This window comes from Pseudoalteromonas sp. SG44-1, assembly GCF_014164315.1.
Taxonomy (GTDB): domain Bacteria; phylum Pseudomonadota; class Gammaproteobacteria; order Enterobacterales; family Alteromonadaceae; genus Pseudoalteromonas; species Pseudoalteromonas rhizosphaerae.
Genome location: NZ_JACJEW010000066.1, coordinates 1 through 21,476 on the forward strand (window position 1 = coordinate 1; position 21,476 = coordinate 21,476).

Genomic DNA, 21,476 nt, shown 5'->3' on the forward strand with positions numbered 1-21,476 from the left:
CAGTAATATTTAGGGTATCCAAGCCCCTCTGATAAAAAAGAAATATAATCGCCGAAAGGGGATACTTTTAAATACTGCATCGTAAATTGGGTGTTAAAGCCTAAATCAACCTTCTCAATCACGTCGCCATTAAAATCATGTAACCAATACTCATTTTTTTTATGTGCTAAAAAAGTTTGACCATCTGGCAATAAATACAAGCCATTAGAGTAAATAATTGGTCCCTCAGTAAGTGTTTTAGTCGGTACATGATAGTTATAATGTTTACCACTGACGTAAAAAATCACATTCTCACTGTCTTTAGTCCAGTTAAAATGGGCATAGCCATAACCTTCGCTCATTAAAATAAACTGCTGGGTTTTAGTATCCCAAAGCTCACGTGTATAGCCAAGTTCATTGTTGTACATTGATATTGCGATATACCGGTTATCAGGAGAGCGCACCGGTTTATGACCGTCGACCATATTCTTACCCGTAAATACGCTTTCTGGAATAATCCTACGCCTGTCAGAGCCATCCATGCGCGCTGAAAACAACGTTTCTATACCTATCCACTCAACCTCAGCTCTAAATAAAATACGCGGAGCTGAAAACGTTTCTTCATCGCCATACACCTCATTGCGCACCTCTTTAGGCCATTCAGAGTGGTATGTGTGGCGATACGCCAATTTATCTTTACTAAATCGTCTGGGTTGCTCTTCAACAACTTGTTTTTCTGATGTTTTAACGTCACCACCACAGCCAGTTAATAGCAATGTAGTAATACTTAGTAATATCATGGCGCTGCTTCGCGCGCTTTTACTAAACGCCTTTATATTCGTTATGCTGTGTAAAAGCGGTTTAAAACGGGCTGTGTTTTCTGAGATTAATGACATGGGTAATCCTAGTATATATGGTGTAAATTTATTAATAGATTTATCTTATAAATCTATGTTATTTATAATAAATTCATTCATCATCTATATTAATGCTTGGCATTAATTCTGCTTGCGGTGTTTGACCTCTCAACTGTGTATAAGGCACTCGTTCAAAGATATAAAAAGGCTCAGCCCCGTCATCTGGATCTTGTATTAAATTAAAAGTACCTTCGGTGGGAATTTTTTTAAACGTGAGCCGAACCCAATCTGTATCTACAATACGTCGATCACCTACAGAGCATTCTTGACGCCAACAGCTTTCAACATGCTCAAGAATAACTTTCTCATTGAGCGGGTTTATTGGTTTAGCCGATGATTTAGTTAAATTTAACTGGTATGCAAAGGTGATTTTTGGCTCTGTAATATACTTTTTATTTCTATTATTAACTTGCATTGGCATGCACTGTGAAACACTCATATTAGCTCCCAAATACTTGCTGTAATTTTGCTTTGGTTTTCTTCCCTGCAATTCCATCTACTTCAAGGTCGTGCTCGTATTGAAAATCCCTCACACCGGCTTTAGTTTTTGCGCCGTTAACGCCATCAACTGTGCCACAGTCAAAGCCCAATAAATTGCAGCGTGCTTGCACACCTGAAAGTGTATCGATGGGGTCTAAATGACCAACTTGTGCGGTAAAACTTTCACTGGGTGAGCTTTGATCTTCCTTGAGATATAAATCAACCTGAGCGGTGAGCGTGTCGTTCTCATTTAGCTCAACTTCAACTAGGCCGTCGCTCGGTAAAACGGTATCGATAGTTTGGCTGCCTATGTTGAGTACAATACGTTTGCCAGTGATGTCATCACCATCTTCATGAATTATTTGCAGGCGAAAATATTCTTTTTCGTTTTGTACAACAAACGTATTTAGGCTGTTAGCGCGCAGTGGCATAAACTTTTCTTTTTTAGGTGGTATGGTAATTTTATCGCCCGGGTAAATTAAGTTTGGATCAGGGCGCAGCGCTCTAAACTCAGCATTGCTTGGGTGGTTATACAAGGCGGTTGAGGTTTTATAACCATATTGGCGTGCTATGCGTAGCAGTGTTTCGCCTTGTGCGACGGTGTGTTGTTGTGTCATTGAAATATCCTTATCCCTAAATATAAATATCGCCAGAGCAAGTCTACGTTTAGGTGATGTTGCCTACTGACCAATCGTGATCGGCGAGTGCAAAAAAGCTGACTTTGGCGTTTTCAAAATCAGGGCCTGATACGTTGGCGTAGCCGTTTTGATCGAGCTGTCCGGTGATAACATGGCCGTTACGTAAGCGAATTTTGTACCCCATATTCGCTTGCGGCTCGCCGGCTTCATCACGCAATTCAATTTCGTAGCCTAACGCGGGCTGTTCAACGGTAAAGGTAGTGGTATCTACTGCGCCGCTGGCAGTGACAATAACGTTATAAAGTCCGGGCTTTACAGCAAAAAAATGCTGCCAAAATGAGACTTCGTCAGGGCGTTTTTTATCGAGTTGTAAGGTTACTTGCCCGCTGGTTGGCCCTTGCCACTTAATAACCACGCTGCGGCTGTTGCTGCTTGAGCCTTCAATATTGAGCTTCCATCCATCGGGCACGCGTAAGCTAGTGCCGGGTTTGGCTGGTTTGCGATTACTAAAGCCTAGGTTGTAGTCGTAAATCAAATTGGCATTTTTATAGCCGGTATATTGCTCGGCGAGCTGCTCTACGGTTTCGCTTGCTTGTAAAAGATGGTTTGAAAAATTTTGCCTAACTTGATGCGACGCTTTTAGCAATACAGTACTTTGCAAAATAGGCTTATATATACATACTGCGGGTAAGTGAACTTCAACAACTGTTGGCTTTAAAGCACGGCTATTTTGCTGCATTGATTGCGCAATATACTTTGCTTGGCCTTCTCCATACTGGCTATTGAGTAGCGCTGGATTTGCTAAGAAGTTTGCTTGGTTGGAGTCACTTAAAAAATGCTCCGAAGCCGAATAATCAGGTGCGGCATTAGCTCCACCGGATGACGAAAACTTAGTGGTACTCACAGGATCTTTTGGATAAACAGCTAAGCCTTGCGCGGTATTTCTATAGGTGTTGTAGCTGACTTTTCGCCATGTTTTTTCATTTGCCCAAAATTGGCTGCGGGGATCATCACGTAGCCGTGCGGCTTGGCGTTTATCAATTACACCATACTGATTATCTTGAATAAGCCGTTGTAGTTTTTTCGGTAATAAAAAGAATTCAGCTCGCCTGACGTACGCAAACGTTACAACAGGTTCGGTTGCTTCATCTTTTATTTCATCAAAAATATGGGCGTGTTGAAAGTTCACCGCGTCCTTGGTGAGCATGTGCATCCTCGCTTTCTCTAATGCAGAGATTTAATTTTTTAAGTATAAACTTTAGCTTGCAATAATAAAGAAGTAGGAACAAAAAATCTACAAGCATTTATGCTGATTATTCACTTGTGTTATTATTCACTTGTGTTTTTATTCTCTCGCACATAATTACTAGCGCCACGAGTAATGTAGCGTAATTGCCAAATTAAACGCTCGACTAACTCTTCTCGTTGTTGCCCTTCTATGTCTAATGCTTCAGCACCGGCATTAAATACTAGCGTGACCATAGCCTCTGCTTGAATATACGCATGAGTTGCATCGCACGGGGTTTCGCTTTCAAGATAATGAGCAAGCTCTAAAATAAAGTGTTTAATTTCACGGGCTACAGCGGCACGAAATGCTTTAGAGGTGCCGGAGCGTTCACGCAGTAATAATCTGAATTGATTACTGGAGTTATCAATAAACTCCATAAAAGTAACAATCGAGGTGGTGATAATGCTACCGCCACTGGCTATACGGCGGCGCGCTTGGCGCATTAGCTGGCGCAGCGTTAAACCGGCTTCATCGACCATGGTTAAACCCAGTTCATTCATGTCTTTAAAGTGGCGGTAAAATGAGGTTGGTGCTATACCTGCTTCACGGGCAACTTCACGTAAACTTAAATTAGAAAAGCTATGATCGGCGCTTAATTGGTTAAATGCCGCTTCAATTAAAGCTTGTCGTGTTTTTTGTTTCTGTTGCGCGCGAACACCCGACATGAACTACTCCTGATTTAATTTAAATCAATTTATGGTGATTTTTATCTTAATTCTCCAGTCTAATACTTGACGGCAAGAGAATGAAATATTATTTTAGCTTACAAGTGTACGCTCAGATTTGAAAAGATGAAAAAACCACCGATTATTTGGACCAATGTCCTATTTTTTAGTATTACTTTTTTGGCTGCTGCCACATTAGTGCCTTGGTATGGGTTTACCCATGGCTTTACCAGTAGTCATTGGATCGCATTTGTTGCTTGTATGTTTTATGCTGGTATGTCAATTACCGCAGGCTACCATCGCTTATGGGCCCATAAAACTTACGACGCTCATCCTGTTGTAGAAGCCTTTTTTGCTCTAGGTGGTGCTTTTGCACTACAAAATAGTGCGCTGCACTGGAGCAGCGATCACCGCGTTCATCATGGCCAAGTTGATGATCCTGTAAAAGACCCTTATGCAGCAACTAATGGCTTTTGGTATAGCCACATAGGTTGGATGTTACGCGATTACCAAGGCGACAGTTATGGTGATTATAGTAATTGTCGTGATTTACAACGCAATAAAATAGTGATGTGGCAACACCGTCATTATATGAAATTAGTATTAGCAACTAATATTGGTATCCCTGCCCTGCTGGGTTTAATAATTGGTGATGTAATTGGCATGCTGTTGTTAGCTGGATTGTTGCGTTTGGTATTGAGCCAGCATTTCACCTTTTTTATTAATTCGGTGGCGCATATCTGGGGCTCTCGACCTTACACCGAAAAAAACACTGCTCGTGATAACGGGGTACTAGCCTTGTTTACTTATGGCGAGGGTTACCATAACTTTCATCATATTTTTGCCAGTGATTATCGCAATGGCATAAAATGGTTTCATTATGATCCCACAAAATGGATGATCCGCGCTTTTGCGGCTGTTGGACTTGCTAAAAAATTAAAACGTACGCCGGTTGAGCGCATCGAAAAAGCCAAAGCCGAAACGTTAATGAATAGAACGCAAAACCGTTTAGCGAAATTGCCTTTAGCGCAAGATAAGCTTACATTATTGCAGCAAGAGTACGATTTATTGCTGAAAAAGCTACAACACTTTTGCGCACTAAAAAAGCAAGTTTTAGAAGTTAAAAAGAATAACATGCTGCAACAATGCGAAAAATCAGCTTTAATGACACAATATCATGAGTTGGAAGCAGCCTGGGAAAATCAAAAGCAGGCGTGGCTTGCACTCAATGCGAGGTTATTAAAAGCCTCTTTTAGTTAATGTAGGAGTGGCTGTGGCCAAACAACAAGTAAAGCAAGAACAACCATCATTTCAATATGATGCAATTATTATAGGCACAGGTCCTGGCGGTGAAGGTACCGCCATGAACCTGTCTAAAAGCAACAAAAAAGTGGCCGTTATCGAACGCCAAGCTGCCGTTGGTGGTGGTTGCGTACATTGGGGTACTATCCCTTCAAAAGCACTACGTCACTCTGTTAGCCGCTACATAGAATACAAAGCAAACCCATTGTTTAATGTGGGTGAGCGCCCTAGTAGGTTAACGTTTCCTGATATTTTGCGCCACGCCAGCTCGGTTATTTCTAAGCAATCAAATTTACGCAGTAGCTTTTACGATCGTAATCGCATTCATATGTTTCAAGGTGATGCTAGCTTTGTTGATAAGCACACAATTGAAATTAAACGTCTTGATGGGTCAACCGAACGACTAACTGCTAAAACCATTGTTATTGCTACAGGTTCTCGCCCTTATCGCCCACCTGAAGTCGACTTTACCCATTCTCGTATTTACGACAGCGATACTATTTTAGGCCTAGAGCATGACCCTCATCGTGTACTTATTTACGGCGCTGGTGTCATTGGTTGTGAGTATGCGTCTATTTTTAAAGGTTTAGGTGCAAAAGTCGATTTAGTTAATACTCGCGACCGCTTACTCGCCTTTATGGATGCTGAAATCTCAGATGCTTTAAGCTATCACTTTTGGAATAGCGGCATTGTGATCCGCCATAACGAAGAGTTTGACCGCATTGAAACCCGTGATGATTGCGTTGTTATGCATTTAAAATCAGGAAAACGCGTTAAAGCTGACTGTATTTTATTTGCCAATGGTCGCACCGGCAACACTGACGGACTTAATCTTGAAGCGGTTGGTTTAAAAGCTGATGGCCGCGGGCAGTTAAAAGTTAATGAAACTTACCAAACCGAGGTCGATAACATTTATGCCGTTGGTGATGTCATTGGCTACCCAAGTCTTGCTAGTGCAGCGTTTGATCAGGGTCGAATTGCTGCCGATGCAATTGCCTGTGGTAATTGCGATGAAAAACTAATTATTGATATTCCGGCAGGTATTTATACCATCCCTGAAATGAGCTCAGTAGGTAAAACAGAGCAGCAGTTAACCGCCGCGAAAATCCCTTATGAAGTCGGCAGAGCTCAATTTAAACATTTAGCGCGAGCACAGATTGCTGGTACCGAAGTGGGTAGTTTAAAAATATTATTCCACACTGAAACCAAAGAAGTACTGGGTGTGCATTGTTTTGGCGAGCGTGCCTCTGAAATCGTGCACATTGGCCAAGCCATTATGGAACAAAAAAATGGCGGCAATAATATTGATTACTTTGTAAATACCACCTTTAACTACCCAACTATGGCTGAAGCCTATCGTGTTGCGGCGTTAAATGGTTTGAATCGACTGTTTAAATAAACACGTTGAGACAGCTAATAAAAAGCCCGCTTACTGATAAGCGGGCTTTTTTGATTATAAATGACAGTGCTTGTTACAGCTGCAGTTACTTATGATATTGCGCACTAAACTCATGTACGGCATTAATAAATACACCCGCGTTTTCAGGATCAACATCAGGCGTAATACCATGGCCTAAGTTAAATACATGACCTTCACCTGTGCCAAAATCTTCAAGGATAGTCGCTACTTCTTGGCGAATACGATCTGGTGTGCCATGTAACATTGATGGATCCATATTACCTTGCAGAGCTACTTTGTCGCCGACACGGCGCTTAGCATCGCTAATATTAATTGTCCAATCGAGACCAATTGCATCACAACCCGTTGCTGCTATCGCTTCAATCCATTGACCGCCATTTTTAGTAAATAACGTAACGGGCACTTTGCGGCCATCGTATTCACGAATTAAACCATCAACGATTTTGTGCATGTACTGCAATGAGAACTCTTTATAATCACGCGGGCTCAATACACCGCCCCATGAGTCAAACACCATTAGAGACTGCGCACCGGCTTTAATTTGTGCATTTAAATAATCGATCACTGAATCAGCAAGCTTATCAAGTAACAAATGCAGTGTTTTTGGCTCAGCAAACGCCATTTTTTTGATTTTACCAAAGGTCTTGCTGCTCCCGCCTTCAACCATATAAGTAGCAAGTGTCCAAGGTGAACCCGAGAAACCAATTAGCGGTACTTCGCCTTTTAGTTCACGACGGATCGTGCTTACGGCATTCATAACATAACCAAGCTCATCTGTTGGATCGAGCTTTGGAATTTTTTGTACATCAGCAAGTGATGAAATTGGACGCTCAAATTTAGGACCTTCACCGGTTTCAAAATACAAACCTAAGCCCATCGCATCTGGAATCGTTAAAATATCACTAAATAAAATAGCGGCATCTAATGGGTAACGACGCAGCGGCTGTAATGTTACTTCACAAGCGAGCTCAGCATTTTTACACAGGCTCATAAAATCGCCCGCTTGTGCACGAGTTGCGCGGTATTCTGGTAAGTAACGCCCTGCTTGGCGCATCATCCATACCGGAGTCACATCAACTGGCTGTTTTTGTAGTGCACGTAAATAACGGTCGTTTTTTAATTCGCTCATAGCGTAAAGGATCCTAAAGCTGATAGATATTGCGCAGATTGTATCACCATATCGCACACCTCTCTATCGCTATGGCACTAATTAACCTTAGTATTGATACAGATTAATAATCTATTTTAAGATGCTTGCTTGGTACAAAATTAATACAACAAACAATAACATTTGAAATTTTTTATTAATATGTTTGCAACATAGTAAAAACCTTGGTATAACTTGTCCCGCGTTAACAATAAAAACAATAAAAATTACATAACAATAAAAATAAAAATCTTCTAATAACAATAAGAAAGCTTGTTTAAACAAGTCATGGAAAAAGAAATTAACCACCTTTATGGTGGTTTTTTCTTGCCTGAAACAATATAAACGATTTGTATTTTATTAAAAAAACTGTTTATATATCATATAGTTCTTGTTTTATTACAAAATTATAAAAAAAATGTGTTGATCTTTGCGGCATATTTCATTGTTATAGAAGAAACCAACCCAGCTAAGGAGAATGATAATGCTGACGCGTTTGGAAAAAGCTCAACAAAAATGGGGTGGTAGCCACACCGTGATCGACAAATGGCTCTCAGAACGCCAAGAGCTATTAGTTTTATATTGTCGTATTGCTGGCTTTTCACCGTATGATAAAAAAGACCATGCCTTACCTGACCAATTACAGATCCAAAATTTTTGCCAACTATTGATGGATTATTTATCTGCTGGTCACTTTGAAGTGTATGACGACATTGCCAAGGCATGTGAGCAAAAAGGCCCTAACAGCCAGCAGCTTGCCAATGAACTTTATCCAAGAATTTCGCAAACTACTGACATTGCACTTGATTTTAATGACAAATATGCAGAGGTGGATAAAGAAGATTTACTCAATGATTTTGATGACGACTTATCAAAACTTGGTGAAACACTTGAGCTGCGTTTTGAGTTAGAAGATGAGTTGATTGATAATTTATATTCTAATCACACCTAGATAATACACACAATTATTACTTTACAAGGAGCTAAGCTCCTTGTTTGCTGTTTACTTTAAGTCTTTTCTTACCCATCTATAAATTTAATATTCCCATAACACCCCATAAAATTGAAATTTATATTTCAATGATGTAATTATAGCCTTATTGTGCATTAAAACTACACAGGCTCGCCATGAATAAACGTACATTTTTGAAATCTGTATCACTCCTCAGTGCAGGGTTACTCGCAGGCAATAGCGCTCAAGCAGCTAACCTATCAAGTCAAACTGCACTAAGTTTAAAAAAGCCGAACGCCTTACCAAGCAGAGGCACAATTGGTGTAGCTAGCCCATCAGCAGCAACAGCAAATCAAAAAGACATTATTTTAGCTAAGCAAGTAATTGAAGCGCTTGGTTATAATGCTAAGTTAGCACCTAATATTATGGCTAGACGTGGCCACCTTGCGGGCACTGATACACAACGTGCAGACGATCTTAATGCGCTGTTTAACGACAGCAGTGTTGATGCTATTTTTTGCTTACGAGGTGGCTCTGGGGCGGCACGTATTTTACCCCTACTGGATTATGCCATGATCCGTGCTAACGCCAAACCGCTGATGGGCTACTCAGATATCACCGCACTTCATAACGCGTTACTAGCTAAAGCCGGTATTGTTAGTTTTCATGGACCTAACGCCTCTAGTGATTGGAATCCATTTCATGTTAAACAATTTAAACAAATGTTTGAGCAACAAACCCGCATGCACTTTAGCAACTTGCCAAAAGCCGAGGATGAATTGGTTAATAGCCAATACCTCACCCAAACCATCACACCAGGTAAAGCGACTGGACAACTTATCGGCGGTAATTTAACTGTACTAACAGCGCTGGCTGGCTCAACTTATTTACCACAATTTGACGGGGCTATTTTATTTTTAGAAGACATTGATGAAGCACCTTATCGGATTGACCGCATGCTCAGCACTTTAAAACTAATGGGTGCACTGGACAAAATAGCGGGGTTTGTATTTGGTGACTGTAACGATTGCAGCCCGGGAAATGGCTATGGCTCATTGACGCTAGATGAAATTTTTGCAGATTATATAAAACCGCTGGCTATCCCTGCCTACCGAGGGGCGATGATTGGCCATATAAAACGACAGTTCATATTACCGGTCGGTACGCAAATCGAACTCAATGCTGATACAGGTACGTTGACTATGAAAGAAACCGCCTTCAGCTAAGATTTTAGCAACAAAAAAAGGGGCTAATTAGCCCCCTTCTCGCACAGAATAAATAATTACTCTGCAGCTGCTGCTTGCTCTTCATTTTGAATTTCAAGTAATTCAACTTCAAAAACAAGTGTTGAGTTAGCTGGGATCTTACCTAAGTCACGATCGCCGTATGCTAGTTCTGCTGGAATAGTAAACTTATACTTAGAACCTACAGGCATAAGTTGTAAACCTTCAGTCCAACCAGCGATTACGCGGTTAAGTGGGAAAGTCGTTGGTTCGTTACGAGCATACGAACTATCAAATTCAGTACCGTCAAGTAGTGTGCCTTTGTAGTGTACTTTAACTACGTCAGTTGCTACTGGCATTTCACCATCACCTTGAGTGATCACTTCGTACTGTAGGCCTGATTCAGTTACTGTTACGCCTTCTTTCTTAGCGTTATCAGCTAGGTATTTTTCACCTTCAGCTTGGCTTTTTTCAGCTTCTACTTTGGCATGTTGCTCTTGCTTAGTACGTACTGACGTATCAAGTGCCGTTAATACTTCACGAATTTTCTCTTCGTCAATTTTTGCGTCGCCAGCAAGGGCATCTTCAAAACCACGAATTAATAGTGCTTGGTCAAGCTCAATGCCTAACTCTTTTTTATCAGCTAAATCTTTATTTAAGAAGTTACCAACAGATGCACCAATACCGTATGCTTGTTGTTGTACTTCAGTTTCAAGTTTAACAGGTGCTTGTTCTTGTTTTGCTTCTTGATTACAAGCTGTTAGCGCTAAAACTGACGCTGCAATCAATGACAATTTAATCGTCTTTTTCATTTTAAATCTCCGACACACTTTGCAGATGTCATTTATTGTATTATTACTAGTTAAAGGTTAACGGCCCATGGTAGGCTACTTATCTAATTTCTGATTGTAGGCTATACGCTCACTTTCACGTTAATTAGATAAACAACCTAGGCCTTCACGAGCCCTAGTCTAACCTCTCAATCACTAAGAGTTAAGGGGAAATAGCTGTAATATGTCGATATTTCGTACTTTTTTGTATCTTCTGTGCTGCACCTTGCTGATTGCCTGCTCAGAACAAAAAGACCAAGCCACTGCAAGCTATGAGCATGCAGCCAGAGGCGCGTTCGCCTCCGCAATATCTCATGATGGCAAATACAGCCTGATCTCATCTATACACCATGGGGTCGCCCTATGGGATAATCAACAGCAAGTACTAAAATACCAATGGTTTCAGCAACAAGACGCCGATAGCCTAGTACATACCGTGGCTATCGCTTATGACAACAGCCACGCTGTTACCGCTGAAAAAACCACTTTTGCAGTATGGGATATTGCCACTGGCAAAAATACCGGCTACTACAAAATAAAAACCGCCACTATTCGTGATATCGCCATTAGTAACCAAGGCCGCAGTGTTTTGTACGGTCGTAGCGATGGCGTTGTTGTTTACCTCGACTTAGAGACCGGTAGACGCATTGAGTTCCTTGGTCACCAAGAAAAAATTAACGCAGTTGCTTTATCGCCCAACGGAAATTTTGCTCTCAGTGGCTCCAACGATTATGCGGCGTACTTTTGGGATACTCGTACCGGACAAGTGATCCATCGCTTTAACCATCCAAGTCGTGTCACCCAAGTGACCTTAGATCCGCAAGGTCGCTATGCATTTACCGCAGACAGTATGACACAAGCACATGTATGGCAGCTGACAACAGGTGATCTTGTTAGTAAACTGCAGTATATTGCCCGCCAGAGAATTTTTACTGCGGTACGCTTTAATGAAGCAGGCACCTTGCTGGCAACAGGCTCACCTAACCGCTTAGTGGACCTATGGCAATTATCCAGTGGTGAACAAATTCAAAGTTGGCATGTAACACCGCGAGAAGGCAGTAGACCAAAATCAGCAGTGGTACTTGATGTCGCTTTTACTGACAACGATACTGCGTTGTTAACCGAAAGCTCCAGTGGGATCGCTGAGCGCTTTACTAGACGAGAAAAAAATGAACACAATTGAACATCGCTTAACAGAACTTGAAGCCAAAGTGGCTTTTCAAGACGAAACGATTGAAATTTTAAATGATGAAATAAAAGTTCACCAGCAGCTGTTGGCAAAAATGAAGCGCCAAACAGAGCTACTGGCTGAAAAAATTAAAGAGTCGCAAGCATCATCTATGATGATGTCAGACACGCCAGAACCTCCGCCGCCACACTATTGATGGTTGCGGGCGCTTAATCGCCCGGTTTAAACACGCCAATGACTTGTTCAAATTGGCGTGTTGATGCCTGAACAGCCTGCTCTGGCTGTGCCATTTTATGGCCGCACTGCATGCATTCGACTTTCTCTACATCGTGCTCTTTGTAAAGCATCATCATATCCATGGTTTTACACTCTGGACAGGTTGCCCCAGCAATAAATCGTTTTTTCTGTTTCACTACGTTTTCCCACAGTTTGAAAAGAAACTTGCTACATTTTAACCCAATAACTACCCAGTTGATACGCTGACGATTGAAATATAGTCCAGCTTCCGTGCTATGATAGCGTCAAGTTCACAAAGGCACAGTAAAGCGCAGACTACATGATCCAGATCTCAGAAATTGAATTACTTCGCGGCGGTAAAGCACTCCTTAAAGATGCCTCAGCTACATTATTTCCAGAACACAAAGTTGGCCTAGTTGGCGCCAATGGCTGCGGTAAATCAACACTCTTTAGTTTATTGAAATCTGAACTACAGCTTGATGCAGGTAATTGCAGTATCCCTAAAGACTGGTCTATCGCCTCGGTAAAACAAGAAACGCCAGCGCTAGATATCAGCGCAATTGATTATGTATTACAAGGTCATCCTGAGTATTACGCCATGCGTATTGCGCTGCGCGAAGCCGAACAAAATGATGATGGCGATACCCAAGCCAAAGTGCACATACAACTTGAGCACATTAAAGGCTATAGCATAGAAGCCAAAGCCGGCGAGTTACTTCACGGGTTAGGGTTTGCAAATAACCAAATTGAAAACCCCGTTAGTGATTTTTCCGGTGGTTGGCGAATGCGCTTAAACCTTGCCCAAGCGCTGATCCGTGATGCCGACTTGCTGCTACTGGATGAGCCAACTAACCACTTGGATTTAGATGCGGTGTACTGGCTGGAGCGTTTTTTACGCGCTTACACCGGTACTTTAGTGTTGATATCGCATGACCGTGAATTCCTCGATGCTGTAGTTGACCAAATTTGGCATATCGACAAGCAAAAGATCAATGTTTACAAAGGCAACTACTCGCAATTTGAACGTCAAAAAGCAGAGCGTTTATTACAACAACAAGCGATGTTTGAAAAACAACAGGATCAAATTGCCCACCTTGAGCAATTTATTACCCGCTTTAAAGCCAAAGCCAGTAAAGCCAAGCAAGCACAAAGCCGCGTTAAAGCGCTTGAACGTATGGAAAAGCTCGCACCAGCTCATGCTGACTCGCCCTTTGACTTTGAATTTGCAGAGCCTACCGCACTACCAAACCCATTGATGACACTCGATAAAGCTCAAGCCGGCTATGGCGATGTCACAATCTTAAATAGTATTAAACTTAACTTAGTCCCTGGTAGTCGCATTGCCCTACTTGGCCGTAACGGCGCAGGTAAATCAACCTTAATAAAATTATTGTCTGGCGACTTACAACCGCAAGCAGGCGAAGTATTCCAACATCAGGGCTTAAACATAGGTTACTTTGCTCAGCATCAATTGGAATCGCTAGATTTAAAAGCCAGCGCGATTACCCATTTGCAGCGTTTAAATCCTAAAGCCACCGAGCAATCACTGCGTGACTTTTTAGGTGGTTTTGCCTTTATTGGTGATAAAGCCCTTGAGCCCGTAGCACCGTTTTCAGGGGGTGAAAAAGCCCGATTAGTACTCGCAATGTTGGTCTATCAAAAACCAAACTTATTACTGCTCGATGAGCCAACCAACCACCTTGATTTAGAAATGCGTCATGCTTTAGTTATGGCGTTGCAAGGGTTTGAAGGCGCGATGGTTACCGTTTCCCATGACCGTCACATGCTAAAAAATACCGCCGACGAATATTACTTAGTGGATAACGGTGAAGTAACCCAGTTTGGCTACGACTTAGACGAATACTATCAATGGCTACTTAACGCTAATAAAGAAGCGGCAAAAACCACTCAAGATGACAATGAACCAAAAGCAAATTCAAGCGTTAACCGTAAAGAGCAAAAACGCCTAGAAGCAGAGTTTAGAAAAGCCACACAACCACTTAAAAAGCACATCGAAAAGCTTGAAAAGCAACTTGATAAACACTCAGCCGAATTAGCTGAAATCGAACAAGCACTTGGCGATAACGAGCTTTATAACGATGACAACAAAGCAAAACTCAAAGAATTACTAGCTAAACAAGCGACATTAACACCGAAAGTAAATGACATCGAAGAGGAGCTATTAATGGCCCTTGAGGAGATGGAACAAAAAGAACAGGCGTTTGCCAATGAACTTGCTTAACAGCAACGACTTTTGGCAATTTGCATGTCAGCTTTATAGCGAAGGTGACATGCAAGCACGCCTGTTAGATTACCAAAACCAGCAAGGTAAAAACGTTAACCTGTGCCTGCTACTGTATTATTTAGACTCTCTCAATCTAGCAATTAGCCAAACTCAGTTAAACAAACTTGAGCAATGTATTAGTGAATTTGATCAGCAGGTATTACAACCACTGCGTGCCGCCCGCGGCTATTTAAAAACCAACCACACCGAGATTGCAGATTATGCTGCAATTCGTAAAGACCTACTCAGCGCCGAGTTAAAGCTAGAAAAGCAACAGCAAGAGATGTTGATAGATGCGGTAAATAAATTTAGATTAGCTACGCATCCGGAGCCGAATAATATTAGGTTGTATTTGCTTAAGCTATAAGCAGCTCGGTGCGAACTTGTGTTTGGGGTATAGTTAGGGCAATCATGTCTAAAACCATTGCCCACGGATATTCATACCTGTAGGAGCCAGCTTTAGCTGCGAATATATTTTTATCTGTCTCACTGTCTTTTTTTGTACAAAATTTTAAAGTAATTTATCCACAATGAGGGTTTCGAGGCGCTACGCTTTAAAGAAAAGCCAGTAAAATATACTAGCGCATTTGTAGGTCGTGTATTAGCGCTTGAATTCGGCGGCTGTAGGCTTGTTGTTATTTTTGGTTCTCAACCTGATACCTATTAATGTTCCTATAACTGTACTTAAAAGTAAAATAGGTAGCTCAAAAGCTAAAGTTGGCGGGATAAACAACTCTTGCAAAATAAACGAAGTGATCGCAGTGCTAAATAAAAACCCCAACACATAAACTGCAAATGCATATTGCCAATTATGGCTTGAACTTCTGTAAGCCATAACCCCATACATGAATATGGATAAGAAAGCTGAGGGGATTAACTGGATTACGAAAAAGTCTTCAAAGGTTAGTCTCGCAACCATATTGATAACTTGTGATGTTAAGAAACCTAAAATTACATAAAAAAATGCCATCACTAAAGTGTATTTAACTATCCGCGTAACCCTCAAGATCTCCCCCTGTATTACAGTTTTTATAACCAATACAGTTTAAAATAAAAATGCAAAGACTGGTAGCTTTCCAGTTTTTTCATTAATAATGACCCGCAAGCTCCCTAGAGCTTTGCCACTTTAACCTTTCTCCTTGCAAACTCGCTAACTGATTTGATCCAAATCAACTTCTGTATCACTGCTAATCAACTTAGGAAAATAGCTTGATCTGGATCATAACAACCTAGTCAAACTGTCTCTATCATTAATCCATAGACATTAGGAGGCATTTATGGACGTATTCTTCAGAGACTTTTTTAGTGACCCAGTACTATTTTTATCATTTGGTTTTCTGGGAGTAGTGATCAGTTTATGCCTTTTCTTTGTGTACTTTTTTATCAAAAAAGTACATGACGACAAAACACCCAATCAGAATTAAGCACGACGCACAAAGCCCCTATCAAGTTATTTGATTAGGGGCTTTTTATTATTAAAAGTTTGTTACACTAGCGATTCTATTAGCTAAACATGTTTTAACTTATGTCTACAGATTTCAAGCCAGCTTGGTGGATGACTAATCGCCATGTGCAAACCATTATGCCACGGTTTTTTCGGCCTTTTCATAATACTCGCTACCAATTAGAGCAGCTTGATACTCCCGACGGCGATTTTTTAGAGCTCGCTTGGTCACAACCCAAAAACGATAACGCGCCGCTGGCAATTGTATTGCATGGCCTGGAAGGTAATATCAATAGCTTTTATGCAAAAGGCATGATGAAAGCCCTCAAAAAGCAGGGGTTTAGTGTTGTTTTAATGCATTTTCGTAACTGTTCTACTGAAGTTAACCGCCTACCCCGTGCATATCATAGTGGCGAAACCGGCGATCTCGATTTTTTTATAAAACAACTTAAGCAGCAGTTTCCAGATCGCTTGATGGTTGCAGTTGGCTTTTCACTCGGCGGTAACGTACTGGCCAAATACTTAGGTGAACAAGGCGAACAATGTTTACTTGATGGCGCGGCGGTTGTTTCAGCTCCTTATGATTTGTCGCCATCATGCCAAGTTATTCGTAAAAGTTTGGCTAAGATTTATCAAAAGTATTTACTCGATCGCATGAAAAAATCGATGCAGCGTAAATTACCGCAAATCACAAAACAGATTGATTTAACACCAGATCAGCTAATGGAAATTGATGATTTATGGCAGTTTGACGATAAACTGACAGCTCCTTTACATGGTTTTATTGGTGCTGAAGATTACTATCAACAAGCCAGCGCTAAGCCTTATTTAAAACACATTACAACACCCACATTAATTGTTCATGCGAAAGACGACCCAATGCTGTCAATTAAAGCTGTACCCAGTAGGCAAGATGTTAGTGAGCATGTTACGCTGCAAGTCTCAGAAAAAGGCGGCCATGTTGGCTTTATAAGTGGAAAAAATCCATTTAAACCGATTTATTGGTTAGAGCATGTAGTGCCAGATTTCTTCACCCAAATCGTCAAAAAAGAGCAGCTATGATCATTCCCCATGAGCAACTAGATAAAGACACTCTATACAATTTAATTGAAAGTTATGTGCTACGTGAAGGCACCGATTACGGTGAGCAAGAATTCAGTATTGAAAGTAAAGTGGCGCAAGTAAAACAACAACTACAAAATGGCGATGCCATGGTGTTTTTTTCAGAACTGCACGAATCAGTTACTATTATTTCTAAAGGTGAATTTAAAGCACTGCAAAGTGAAACACAATTTAACGAGTAAACTTGTAACCCTAGTTGTAAAAATAGACAATGGCTTTTTTACTAAAAGAGCCATTAAAAATGATAAAACTAAGCTCAGTAGTTATTGCCGTTGCACTTGCTTTATCAAGCCAAGTGCAAGGTGCAGACATTAGCGCATCAGCTAAAGCAATTAAACTCACCAAAGACACTATTTTAATCGATACTCATATCGATGTGCCGTACCGTATTCATGCTAAATGGGCTGATGTTACTAAAGCCACTGATGACGGTGATTTTGACTACCCACGCGCAGTTAAAGGTGGCTTAAATGCGCCATTTATGTCGATTTATATTCCTGCGCATTTGGAGTTTGAAGGGAAAGGTAAAAGCTTTCAGCTAGCAAATCAACTCATTGATAGTATGGAAGCAATTGCCCAGCGCGCCCCTGACAAATTTGCTATTGCCGATTCAACGAATGATATTAAAAAGCAGTTCAAACAAGGCAAAATGTCGATAGCAATGGGGATGGAAAACGGCTCACCAATTGAAGGTGACATGGCAAACCTACAGCACTTTTTTGATCGTGGTGTACGCTATATCACCCTTGCTCATTCACAAAGCAACCATATTTCAGATTCATCTTATGATATTCGCCGTAAATGGAAAGGTCTAAGCCCATTTGGTAAAAAACTGGTTACTGAGATGAACAATATTGGCATGCTGATTGATGTTTCACATATTTCAGATGATGCGTTTTATCAAGTAATGGAGCTATCTAAAACACCGGTTATTGCCTCACACTCATCACTGCGCAAATATACGCCTGGTTTTGAGCGTAATATGGATGACGATATGCTACTAGCGCTGAAAAAGAACGGCGGGGTTATTCAAATAAACTTTGGTTCAAGCTTTGTAACCGCTAAAGCAGGTGATTGGGGCAAGCAGTTAAAGAGTAAAAAAGAGTCGGCAAAAAAAGAAGGCACTAAATTAAGTCAAGATTTTGATGCCGCGTATCGTGCTAAAAACCCGTATCCATTTGCGAGTCTTGAGCAAGTACTTGAGCATATCGATCACGTTGTTGAGCTAATTGGTATCGATTATGTTGGCATCGGCTCTGACTACGATGGTGTTGGCGATTCACTGCCAGTAGGCTTAAAAGATGTATCTAGCTACCCGAATCTAGTGCAAGGATTAATGGATCGTGGTTACAGTGACAAAGATATCAAAAAAATCCTCAGTGGCAATGTGCTGCGCGTATGGCAACAAGCCGAACAGTATGCAAAAAAACATTAATTGATAAATAATTAGGTCCTGAGGTTCAGGGCCTAATTACTCTTTGATGGCTGAAAAATCTCATTTATCAATTTCTCTTGAGACGTGGACCCTGCCATTTTAATCAACTCATACATCGCTCCTGTTGTCGCAAATGTGCTTTGTGTACAGCTAAACGCGTCAAACAAGTTGTACTGGTAATGCGTTGACTCAGCTAGTAAATCACCTGAAGACACATCATATACAAAAAACTCAGCATAGGTATGAAGCGCATTTTCATCTTTATAATAACCGTCTTTAGATCTATATTTAAACGCGCCACTGAAAATCAAAACCGTGTCTACATTTTGTTGATTATTAAACTCAATGTTGCTCCATCGCGAGACGCCTACATCAGTATTAATGATCGACATAGATTGCTTATTTAACGGCACTAGTGCGGTATCAAAACCAGCAAAGCGCGCAATTATCCGCTGCGTTAGTAGCTCATTTAAACCCGTAGGGAGCGCATACAACTGCCGTTCATTGCTGAATACCGTAACCCCTGTATGCGTACAAAGTAAGTTATCACCAATCAGCGTAATCACACCAACTTTACCAAGCGGTTTGCGATTTTCTGCGATGCTGAGGGTTGCTTTTTTGACACTGTCTTTTTTAACCTTTTCTTGCTTTGTTGCGCACCCCGATAGGAGCAAAAACAACGCAATAAAAAACCACTTAAATATATTCATATTTCCTTTTCCGTGCTGTATACAACGACCAAACAACATGATGTTTGCAAAGAGAAGAGTCTCCTTGCTTAATTAAAAATAAAATTAATCTTCGTTATCAATCATACTTAGCGAATAAATTATAATACGCTGAAGCACACTTAACTTTCTACATCTTTTAACAGACTTATAGCCCCAAAAGCGGTAAATTACGCCTTTTCAAATATGGAGCCTCCACCACATGCCTATTAGTAAAGGATCAGTCGCAATAGCCCTTGCCTCAGCCGCACTTGTGATCTCGTGTTACGGTACATTTTTCAAATCAGTGAGTTTACCTAACGACAAAAGTAGCACTGAACAGTCATCGATCATTGTTACTAATATGCCACTGAATAATGACAGCAACGAACTTTCAGTTACCCAATTGCATAACAAAATAATATCTTTACAGCGACAAGTTACCAGCCTAAAAATAAAAAATACTTCTATAGATCAAGAATATAATAACGATGACTTTAAGGAGTTAGTGCTTGCTGTACTGACGGAAAAAGAACAGCAAGAAATAGATGAAATGCGTGAAAGCAACCCACTTTACGGTTTTTATGCCGACTTACCACAAGACTATGAACTACGCATAAAGTCAGACTCTGACTATGCGAAAAAAATAACCACACAATTACGAGAGCAAATACTCGACCCAAATGCCACAGACATCGATAGACTCGCAGCCCTAACTCAACTACAAATGAATATGTATATTTTGAATAAATCAAAAATACCTGAGTATGACTTTGCGGTAGTCGATAATATTTTAGAGCTGGCCGCTAATAGTGATGATGAGAAATTCAAAATCCAAGCCATTGAAGTCATAACTCAAGCACCCGTACTCGATCAACGCCTGACTGAGCGCTTTACTTCACTACTGCAGCATGAGTCTAACGATTATATTCGCCGTTTAGCGGGGCAAGGCTTGATATCGCAATACTATCAATCGCAAAGCTCAGAAGATGGCAATAGCCAACAAATTGCCCAGCATATTTTATCACTTTACCAGCACACTAGTGATGATAATGTCCGCTCTGTACTTGATGAAATGATTGGCAATGAAAGCATGCTAGCAGAACTGCGAAAACATGCTGAAGGTTAAACGTATTAAAAAACGGCTCTCATTCTGATATAAAAAATTCATATTTCTACTCATGAAGGATTACTGAGTTTTAACTATACTGTTTTGCATAAGTCGCTAAATAAGCTATCGACATAACGTAATATGCGCACGATTAAAATTAAAAGTGGCATTACAATTAGCTATCAAGATAAAGGAAAGAAATCAGCGCCTGTCATCATTATGATTATGGGCCTTGGAGCGCAGCTAACAGTATGGCCTGATGAATTATATTTAGGCTTAGTAGCTAAAGGGTTTAGAGTCATTCGTTTTGATAACCGCGATACTGGTCTTTCAAGCCAACTTGAACAATTTGGTAGCCCTAACCTATTCAAAATATGGCTAAATAAACGGTTACCTATTAAATCCCGCATCCCATACACCTTAGATGATATGGCAAATGATGTATTAGAATTAATGGCCGAATTAAAAATCAAAAAAGCGCATTTAGTCGGTGCATCTATGGGCGGCATGATTGCGCAAATTATCGCAGCTAAATATAAAAAAAAGGTCTTGAGCTTAACCTCAATTATGTCAAGTTCGAGTAAACCTAAGCTATCGGCGTCTAATTTAAAGCTATTTTTACAGCTTGCAAAACATCGTCGCGCCCAAGCCAGTCGTGATGGTGCTATTAATTACAACATTAAACTCAACCAGCTCATTGGTAGCCCTGCTTACCCACAAGATGAACAAACACTGCGTAAACAAGCCATTTTGGGCGTCGATCGTGCTTACAACCCGCGAGGTTTCAATCGTCAACTTGCTGCTATTGCAGCAAGTGATTGTAGGCAATACTTAATGGCAAAAATTAAAGCGCCTACTTTAGTGATCCACGGCAATCTTGACCCTGTGATACCTGTTTCAGCTGGAAAATTAACAGCAGTGCAAATCCGTAAAGCCAAACTAAGAATCGTCAACGGCATGGGCCATAACTTCCCGCCAGCATTAATGGTAAAAATGACCAAGTGGATCAGCAAACACGTTAAAAAAGCAGAACAAAAGCGCGCACAGAAAAAGTTAAAAAAAGCGGTAAGCGGTAAGCGGTAAGCGGTAAGCGGTAAGCGGTAAGC

At 40.9% G+C, this 21,476-nt stretch carries 22 protein-coding genes; 13 read left to right on the forward strand and 9 right to left on the reverse strand.

Translation table 11 applies throughout. From position 1 onward, the window contains the following. From H5187_RS20105 to fabR, 5 genes are all read right to left on the reverse strand, one after another. The coding region (locus H5187_RS20105) for a hypothetical protein (RefSeq protein WP_182798228.1) at positions 1-875 on the reverse strand (875 nt) is incomplete at its 3' end. A 73-nt stretch (positions 876-948) separates the two neighbouring features. After that, a complete protein-coding gene (locus H5187_RS20110; RefSeq protein WP_182794933.1) occupies positions 949-1,335 on the reverse strand; it encodes a hypothetical protein in 387 nt (128 codons plus the stop codon). Between the two features lies 1 nt (position 1,336). Beyond that, positions 1,337-1,993: a peptidoglycan-binding protein gene (locus tag H5187_RS20115; RefSeq protein ID WP_182798229.1), complete on the reverse strand. Its 657-nt coding sequence runs from the start codon at positions 1,991-1,993 to the stop codon at positions 1,337-1,339. 49 nt (positions 1,994-2,042) lie between these two features. Beyond that, entirely contained in the window at positions 2,043-3,221 is a 1,179-nt protein-coding gene (locus H5187_RS20120) for a hypothetical protein (protein WP_259398589.1), read from the reverse strand. Positions 3,222-3,343: 122 nt separating this feature from the next. Beyond that, positions 3,344-3,967, reverse strand: coding sequence for an HTH-type transcriptional repressor FabR (fabR, locus tag H5187_RS20125; protein ID WP_182719645.1), 624 nt, complete (start codon positions 3,965-3,967; stop codon positions 3,344-3,346). A 126-nt stretch (positions 3,968-4,093) separates the two neighbouring features. Here fabR and H5187_RS20130 point away from each other — a divergent pair, with 126 nt between their 5' ends. Both H5187_RS20130 and sthA read left to right on the forward strand, forming a co-directional pair. After that, positions 4,094-5,227: a fatty acid desaturase gene (locus H5187_RS20130; RefSeq protein WP_145242414.1), complete on the forward strand. Its 1,134-nt coding sequence runs from the start codon at positions 4,094-4,096 to the stop codon at positions 5,225-5,227. A 13-nt stretch (positions 5,228-5,240) separates the two neighbouring features. Then, on the forward strand, positions 5,241-6,668 hold the full coding sequence (gene sthA, locus H5187_RS20135) for a Si-specific NAD(P)(+) transhydrogenase (protein ID WP_145242412.1): 1,428 nt from the start codon (positions 5,241-5,243) through the stop codon (positions 6,666-6,668). Between the two features lie 85 nt (positions 6,669-6,753). Here sthA and hemE read toward each other — a convergent pair whose 3' ends face one another. After that, positions 6,754-7,818 carry a uroporphyrinogen decarboxylase gene (gene hemE / locus H5187_RS20140; protein WP_149980407.1) on the reverse strand — a complete coding sequence of 355 codons (1,065 nt, stop codon included), beginning with the start codon at positions 7,816-7,818 and terminating at the stop codon, positions 6,754-6,756. 502 nt (positions 7,819-8,320) lie between these two features. Here hemE and rsd point away from each other — a divergent pair. Beyond that, positions 8,321-8,788, forward strand: coding sequence for a sigma D regulator (gene rsd / locus H5187_RS20145; protein WP_145242408.1), 468 nt, complete (start codon positions 8,321-8,323; stop codon positions 8,786-8,788). 176 nt (positions 8,789-8,964) lie between these two features. Further along, the gene (locus tag H5187_RS20150) at positions 8,965-10,014 is read left to right on the forward strand and encodes an LD-carboxypeptidase (protein ID WP_145242406.1); all 1,050 of its coding nucleotides are present in this window, start codon (positions 8,965-8,967) and stop codon (positions 10,012-10,014) included. 56 nt (positions 10,015-10,070) lie between these two features. Here H5187_RS20150 and fkpA read toward each other — a convergent pair whose 3' ends face one another. Next, positions 10,071-10,823, reverse strand: coding sequence for an FKBP-type peptidyl-prolyl cis-trans isomerase (fkpA, locus tag H5187_RS20155; RefSeq protein WP_145242404.1), 753 nt, complete (start codon positions 10,821-10,823; stop codon positions 10,071-10,073). A gap of 202 nt (positions 10,824-11,025) precedes the next feature. On the opposite strand from fkpA, the gene H5187_RS20160 reads away from it, so the two are divergent. Continuing rightward, positions 11,026-12,024, forward strand: a complete 999-nt coding sequence (locus tag H5187_RS20160; protein WP_182719569.1) for a WD40 repeat domain-containing protein — start codon at positions 11,026-11,028, stop codon at positions 12,022-12,024. Then, entirely contained in the window at positions 12,011-12,226 is a 216-nt protein-coding gene (locus tag H5187_RS20165; protein WP_182719570.1) for a SlyX family protein, read from the forward strand. Before H5187_RS20160 ends, H5187_RS20165 begins: the two co-directional genes overlap by 14 nt. 13 nt (positions 12,227-12,239) lie before the next feature. On the opposite strand, the gene H5187_RS20170 is transcribed toward H5187_RS20165, so the two are convergent. After that, entirely contained in the window at positions 12,240-12,443 is a 204-nt protein-coding gene (locus H5187_RS20170) for a YheV family putative zinc ribbon protein (RefSeq protein WP_029216159.1), read from the reverse strand. 143 nt (positions 12,444-12,586) lie between these two features. Here H5187_RS20170 and H5187_RS20175 point away from each other — a divergent pair, with 143 nt between their 5' ends. The 5 genes from H5187_RS20175 (at position 12,587) to H5187_RS20195 (ending at position 18,552) form a co-directional block, all read left to right on the forward strand. Next, complete coding sequence (locus H5187_RS20175) at positions 12,587-14,509, forward strand: ATP-binding cassette domain-containing protein (protein ID WP_182740773.1); 1,923 nt, start codon at positions 12,587-12,589, stop codon at positions 14,507-14,509. After that, positions 14,496-14,918, forward strand: coding sequence for a TIGR02444 family protein (locus H5187_RS20180; RefSeq protein ID WP_182719572.1), 423 nt, complete (start codon positions 14,496-14,498; stop codon positions 14,916-14,918). Before H5187_RS20175 ends, H5187_RS20180 begins: the two co-directional genes overlap by 14 nt. Positions 14,919-16,076: 1,158 nt before the next feature. Next, complete coding sequence (locus tag H5187_RS20185) at positions 16,077-17,057, forward strand: hydrolase (protein WP_145242394.1); 981 nt, start codon at positions 16,077-16,079, stop codon at positions 17,055-17,057. Next, positions 17,054-17,299, forward strand: coding sequence for a YheU family protein (locus H5187_RS20190; protein ID WP_145242392.1), 246 nt, complete (start codon positions 17,054-17,056; stop codon positions 17,297-17,299). Before H5187_RS20185 ends, H5187_RS20190 begins: the two co-directional genes overlap by 4 nt. Positions 17,300-17,358: 59 nt before the next feature. Next, positions 17,359-18,552 carry a dipeptidase gene (locus H5187_RS20195; RefSeq protein ID WP_145242390.1) on the forward strand — a complete coding sequence of 398 codons (1,194 nt, stop codon included), beginning with the start codon at positions 17,359-17,361 and terminating at the stop codon, positions 18,550-18,552. Between the two features lie 32 nt (positions 18,553-18,584). Here the strand turns inward: H5187_RS20195 and H5187_RS20200 are convergent, their stop codons facing one another. Then, positions 18,585-19,262 carry a hypothetical protein gene (locus H5187_RS20200; RefSeq protein WP_182719574.1) on the reverse strand — a complete coding sequence of 226 codons (678 nt, stop codon included), beginning with the start codon at positions 19,260-19,262 and terminating at the stop codon, positions 18,585-18,587. 220 nt (positions 19,263-19,482) lie between these two features. Between H5187_RS20200 and H5187_RS20205 the strand changes: the two genes are divergently transcribed. Next, on the forward strand, positions 19,483-20,388 hold the full coding sequence (locus tag H5187_RS20205; RefSeq protein ID WP_182758003.1) for a hypothetical protein: 906 nt from the start codon (positions 19,483-19,485) through the stop codon (positions 20,386-20,388). A gap of 123 nt (positions 20,389-20,511) precedes the next feature. Continuing rightward, entirely contained in the window at positions 20,512-21,453 is a 942-nt protein-coding gene (locus H5187_RS20210; RefSeq protein ID WP_182785212.1) for an alpha/beta fold hydrolase, read from the forward strand. Positions 21,454-21,476 lie beyond the last annotated feature (23 nt).